The sequence below is a fragment of the [Clostridium] symbiosum ATCC 14940 genome, assembly GCF_000466485.1.
GTDB classification, from domain to species: Bacteria; Bacillota; Clostridia; order Lachnospirales; family Lachnospiraceae; genus Otoolea; species Otoolea symbiosa.
On record NZ_KE992915.1, the window covers coordinates 1 to 5262 of the forward strand.

8 protein-coding genes are annotated in these 5262 nt (G+C 43.0%); 4 read left to right on the forward strand and 4 right to left on the reverse strand.

The genetic code is table 11. The annotated features are described in order from the left end of the window. Together CLOSYM_RS10935 and CLOSYM_RS10940 are read left to right on the forward strand one after the other, a co-directional pair. On the forward strand, positions 1-280 hold a 280-nt coding region (locus tag CLOSYM_RS10935; RefSeq protein WP_021642179.1), incomplete at its 5' end, for a helix-turn-helix domain-containing protein. 230 nt (positions 281-510) lie between these two features. Beyond that, complete coding sequence (locus CLOSYM_RS10940; protein ID WP_003499165.1) at positions 511-711, forward strand: cold-shock protein; 201 nt, start codon at positions 511-513, stop codon at positions 709-711. A gap of 58 nt (positions 712-769) precedes the next feature. Here the strand turns inward: CLOSYM_RS10940 and CLOSYM_RS10945 are convergent, their stop codons facing one another. Next, a complete protein-coding gene (locus CLOSYM_RS10945; protein WP_003499166.1) occupies positions 770-973 on the reverse strand; it encodes a helix-turn-helix domain-containing protein in 204 nt (67 codons plus the stop codon). A gap of 116 nt (positions 974-1089) precedes the next feature. On the opposite strand from CLOSYM_RS10945, the gene CLOSYM_RS10950 reads away from it, so the two are divergent. Both CLOSYM_RS10950 and CLOSYM_RS10955 read left to right on the forward strand, forming a co-directional pair. After that, positions 1090-1281: a hypothetical protein gene (locus CLOSYM_RS10950; RefSeq protein WP_003499168.1), complete on the forward strand. Its 192-nt coding sequence runs from the start codon at positions 1090-1092 to the stop codon at positions 1279-1281. A gap of 396 nt (positions 1282-1677) precedes the next feature. Continuing rightward, positions 1678-2325 (forward strand): phosphatase PAP2 family protein, encoded by a 648-nt coding sequence (locus tag CLOSYM_RS10955; RefSeq protein ID WP_009295960.1) that lies wholly within the window; start codon positions 1678-1680, stop codon positions 2323-2325. Positions 2326-2431: 106 nt separating this feature from the next. On the opposite strand, the gene CLOSYM_RS10960 is transcribed toward CLOSYM_RS10955, so the two are convergent. The 3 genes from CLOSYM_RS10960 to CLOSYM_RS10970 are packed head-to-tail and all read right to left on the reverse strand — an operon-like array spanning position 2432 to position 5017. Then, entirely contained in the window at positions 2432-3451 is a 1020-nt protein-coding gene (locus tag CLOSYM_RS10960; RefSeq protein WP_003499172.1) for a glycosyltransferase family 2 protein, read from the reverse strand. Between the two features lie 58 nt (positions 3452-3509). Beyond that, entirely contained in the window at positions 3510-4433 is a 924-nt protein-coding gene (locus tag CLOSYM_RS10965; RefSeq protein WP_003499174.1) for a magnesium transporter CorA family protein, read from the reverse strand. Further along, positions 4430-5017, reverse strand: coding sequence for a hypothetical protein (locus CLOSYM_RS10970; protein ID WP_003499176.1), 588 nt, complete (start codon positions 5015-5017; stop codon positions 4430-4432). The genes CLOSYM_RS10965 and CLOSYM_RS10970 overlap by 4 nt, the downstream gene beginning before the upstream one ends. Between the last annotated feature and the right edge of the window lie 245 nt (positions 5018-5262).

The window sequence follows — 5262 nt, forward strand, 5'->3', positions numbered from 1 at the left end:
AATAAAACAGGTAGTGAAACTTGACACTACCATAATAAGCTCGGAGGCTAAAAAGATGAAATTTGATCGTATAAGAGATTTACGTGAGGATAATGATTTAACACAAGATTATTTAGGAAAAGTTTTAAATGTATCACAACGCACCTATTCCAGATATGAAAATGACGAACGCGCTATCCCGATTGAAGTATTCAGTAAACTGGCCGATTTTTACAACACAAGCGTAGACTATCTGATCGGCCGTACAAATGTAAAGGATTCCTATTCGAAAGCTGAATAGGATTCTTTTCCTTTATGAATCGTCCCTATCATCGGCCCAGTTTAAAATTATTTTTTTATTTCAATTTTTGCTTGACTTATTGGAAATTAAATAGTATGATAAGAAAAGTATTTTAAATAAAGCCTTGATTCCGCATATTTATCGTAGTCATTTTTTTATTGTTGATTACGTATATATGCTTTTTTTAGTTTTATAGAAAATGCATAATAAAATTTCAGGAGGTATCTTTCATGAATAAAGGTACAGTAAAATGGTTTAACTCACAAAAAGGATTCGGTTTTATCTGCGGAGAAAACGGTGAAGATATATTTGTTCACTTCAGCGGACTGGCAATGGACGGATATAAGTCTTTAGAAGACGGTCAGGAAGTCACATACGATATTGCTCAGGGCAATCGTGGACTTCAGGCTGTTAACGTCTCAGTCGCTTAAGTCAGACAATTAAACGACTTTGTAAAGAAGCGCAAGCCCGGTCCTGCGCTTCTTTCTTTTACTTATTCACTCTTCCCAGAATATAATCCGCACTTACACCATATAACTCACACAGCTTTAATAAATGTCTGACAGGCAATTCCGATGCTTCTCTCTCATATCTTGCGTACATGGTCTGGCTCGTTCCCAGATATTCTGCAACCTGACTTTGTGTCAAGTCATTATCTTCCCTTAAATCGCGTATTATTTTGACATACTTCATAACTATATTATCCCCTTTTGATAAAAAAGAATAACATAGTACATATATTTACTATTGATTTTAGTACATATATTTACTAAACTATTTTTAAAGCTACAGTAACTCAGGAGGAAAAAATGAAAAAGAAATGGATCCGCATTAAAAACAACACATTGTATTACTGGTCCGTCGTCGACGTTGCTGTGACCGGCTTCGTATTCCATGTGATACATATAATAACCAAACGAAAGCGTCCTACCATGATGTCCAAAGATATGTTCAGGGAATTAGAAAGGCTGGTAGAGGAAGACAGAAAAGCGAGAAAATAAGGCAACGGAAGAAGGTTCTGGAATGAAGGAGTAGGAAGCTGCAGCCCCTTATAATATTGTTACTTTGAGGGGCTGTTTGTGGCGGGCCCGCTCCCAAACTTATTATATCTTATCTGATCCGGATATTCAATCGGCCCGGCCTGACCTTATAATAGCCATAAAATGCTAATACAGATCTTTTTAAACTCTATAAATATCATAAACCATAATTACCTGCATATTGTAAAAATGGAAGAATAAAGTAAGGAATCCGATAGCTTCCTTAAATTTTATTAACCTTTTCTAAATCCCCTTGAAGTCGTCTCAAGAGTATGCTATAATCAGTCGAAGTTAAAGAATCTGTTAAAATTATGTTAATTTTTAAGTAACAGTTCCACTACTATGGAAGGTGATCTTATGAAAAATTTTCTAAAGAAGTACGGACATCTGTGGATTCTGGGATATGGATTTATCTATCTGCCCTGGTTTATTTACCTGGAGAAAACGATAACAAAGCACTATCACGTTATGCATTCCGTAGTGGACGACTATATTCCGTTTAATGAATATTTTGTCATCCCCTATTTCCTCTGGTTTGCGTATGTAGCAGTAACTATTGCGTATTTCTTCTTCGTAAATAAGGAAGATTATTACCGGCTCTGTATCTTTTTATTTACCGGTATGACCATCAGTCTTCTGGTCTGTACACTTTTTCCGAACGGTACGGATTTCAGGCCGGTGATAGACCCGAATAAGAATCTGTGCTCCCGGATTGTGGCCATGCTATACCAGACCGATACCTGCACGAACGTATTCCCCAGCGTGCATGTCTACAACTCTATCGGAACACATATTGCGATTATGAAGAGTGAAAGCCTCAGGAAATACAAAGTGGTAAGAGTAATGTCCTTTATCCTGATGGTATCTATCTGTATGGCAACCGTTTTTTTAAAACAGCACTCCATCATCGATGTTGTCGGAGCAGTTCTTCTCTGCGGAGCAATTTACCCGCTGGCCTATGCCGGAAGCAGCCAGGAAGAGACACGGCCCGAATTTATACGGTAAGTACGTTATACGAAATATTGTCACACGACAAAAACGACAAAAGGCATGCTATGGCATGCCTTTTGTCGTTATGGAAAAGCTTTGCTGCTCCTTTCCCCCTGTTCTTCTAATTGAATCCATAGAATTTCTGCGTGATTTTGTAGCAGGCGATCGAAACCTTCCGCCCGCTCTTTCCGGGCAGGTTCGTTCCCTGTCCGAGGAACCCCCATCGGAGTCTGATATAAAGCCCCAGGTTCTTCTGTTTCAGATACTGCCAAAGCTCCTTCTTCTTAGCCAGGTTCTCCTCTGTCTCCGAACGGATCGCCAGAATCGAAGACACCGTCATCATGATCTCCAGATAGCGTATCATATAACGCCGCAGCTTCCGGTTCGGCATCTTCATCACATCATAATATCCAAGCATCAGCTTCGTCACGCGGATCTGCTGATCCAGCCTCCCTATCATAACGGTCTCGTTCACCGACTGATCTTCTCGGCCGATGAAATACCGGTAAAAGTTTACATCCAGATAATACATGGTCTTTACATGCGGAAGCGGCTGATAAACGAATATGTTGTCCACGTAAAAAGTATGTTTCGGAAGTTCCAGGCCGCATTCCCGCAGCATTTCCGTACGGTAAATAACGGAATGCATCAGGATATACTGCCCCAGCATGAACATTTTAACCCCGCTCCAGTCAATCAGCTCTTCCTTTGGAATGGCGGTCCTGTAATTCATTACCTTTTTCCGCTTTGCCCCCTGTTTCTCGTATACAAAGTTTGTAATCAGCATATCCAGGGTGACATTGTCATGGCAGAACTTGCGCAGGGTCTTAAGTACCTCACGGTAAGCATCCTCATTCACCCAGTCGTCACTGTCCACCACCTTGAAAAAAACACCTGTGGCATTCCTAAGGCCGGAATTGACCGCCTCACCATGGCCGCCGTTCTCCTGGTGGATGGCGCGGCAGATTCCCGGGTAACGTTTTTCGTATTCGTCTGCAATCTCACCGGTGTTGTCTTTCGTAGAACCGTCGTTCACAATGAGGATCTCCACCTCATCACCGCCCGGGAGCAGCGATTCGATACAATGCCTCATGTAAGCCGCCGAGTTATAGCAGGGGATTGCAACTGATAAAAGTTTCAATGGTCTTTACCTCCATTACTTTCTCTAATGTTAAATGTCCGTAACTGTTCCATACTTCCTACAACAGGTTCCTCTTCCTGAAAAACCGGATTTCCAGGATAATTATAATAATGCTTAACACTCCCACAGCCGGATATCCGTATTTCCACGTCAGTTCCGGCATGTTTGTAAAATTCATTCCATACCATCCGACCAGCAGCGTCAATGGCAGAAAAATCGTAGTCACCACGGTCAGAATGCCCATGGTGCGGTTCTGGGCAATATCGATCTGCGACTGGTACATCTCGCGTATCTGCAGGATATATTCCCTCAGAAGCGATACATGGTCGCCAAGCCGTTCCACTCGGTGGGCAAAGATCGCAAAGCCTTCCTTTTCCTCCGCCTCAAAGAGATGGTTTGTATTGGAGCGGAAAATATCGGCCATATCGGCAAGCTGGGTCAGAAAAGACTGGAGATGGAGCATGTCTTTGCGGCAGCGGATGATCTTCTCATAAAAGTTTTTCTGAAGCCCTTTCGTCATCTTGTCTTCCATCACAATCAGCTTGTTCTCATATCCCTGCAGGAAAATCGAATCCCCCTCTATCAGATAGTTTAAAAAACCGGTAAAAAATGCAGACATACTGCCCTGCTCCCCGTATTGTATTTCCCTCATCCTGTCAAATATTGATTTTACGTGCTCCCCGCCGCCTTCAACGAAAATGAGCCTGTCCTTTACCATATGGAAGCCGAAGCTCTCCTTCTTTCCCGGCAGATTCTTTACATTCGGGACAGCAAAGGTGCCGATAATACAACTGCCGAATATCTCGGCCTTACAATACTGAATCTGCTCCAATTGCCTGAGCAGAAGCTTTTTATGCGATATCTGTTCTTTATCCGCTTCAAACTCCTGTATTGTCATCAGTTCAATGCGGACATCATTCCGGCCGTATTCCTCCTCTTCTCTCATTGGAGAAAGGCTGCCGTTCAGGCGGTACCGTATCATACCATCTGCTCCATCTGTTCATTGACACTGTCCTCGCAGGAACGCATTGCCAGTATTGTCTGTTCCAGCAGTCGGTCCAGTTCCCAGCCAAGCTGCGTAGCCCCCCTGGTAATCACATCTCTGGAACATCCTGCGGCGAATTTTTTATCTTTAAACTTCTTCTTTAAACTGGAAAGCTCCATATCCTTTGCACTTTTTGACGGGCGCATTCTGGCGGCAGCACCGATCAGTCCCGTAAGCTCATCCGAGGCGAAAAGCACCTTCTCCATCTCATGCTCCGGCGCTGTATCGACGCGGATCCCATATCCATGGCTGACCACAGCGTGAATCAGTTCATCTTCGGCTCCTCCTCCCCTTAAAAGCTCCGGCGCGCGCAGACAATGCTCATCTGGATACAGTTCGAAATCAATATCATGGAGAAGTCCGACGATACCCCAGAAATCCGCATCCTCACCATATCCCAGTTCGTCAGCATACCAGCGCATTACTCCCTCCACAGTCAGAGCATGAAGAATGTGAAACGGTTCCTTGTTATATTTTTTTAATAATTCCAGTGCCTGTTCCCTGCTAAGTGAAGTTTTCATATCCTATTTCCTTTCGTCCCTTGCCTGTCTCTGTCATTCCGCCGCTAAACGACTGCCTGCAGAATGGCGGCCTTGTTCATCTTACTTATAGTTATATCAAAATCTTTTAGAAAAATAAAGCTTCTTTTCATACAATTTCATACAAATTCCTTAATATTTTATGCAGTATTTCAAATTGTAACGCCGGAGGTATTTTCCCCCTCCAACGGACAAACGATAACCTGCACGCTCCGCACACAGGTCAC

Coding starts and splice junctions, on each gene's coding strand:
- CLOSYM_RS10970 (WP_003499176.1), bottom strand. CDS start 5,017: ATGAAAACTTCACTTAGCAGGGAACAGGCACTGGAATTATTAAAAAAA.
- CLOSYM_RS10945 (WP_003499166.1), bottom strand. CDS start 973: ATGAAGTATGTCAAAATAATACGCGATTTAAGGGAAGATAATGACTTG.
- CLOSYM_RS10955 (WP_009295960.1), top strand. CDS start 1,678: ATGAAAAATTTTCTAAAGAAGTACGGACATCTGTGGATTCTGGGATAT.
- CLOSYM_RS10965 (WP_003499174.1), bottom strand. CDS start 4,433: ATGATACGGTACCGCCTGAACGGCAGCCTTTCTCCAATGAGAGAAGAG.
- CLOSYM_RS10950 (WP_003499168.1), top strand. CDS start 1,090: ATGAAAAAGAAATGGATCCGCATTAAAAACAACACATTGTATTACTGG.
- CLOSYM_RS10940 (WP_003499165.1), top strand. CDS start 511: ATGAATAAAGGTACAGTAAAATGGTTTAACTCACAAAAAGGATTCGGT.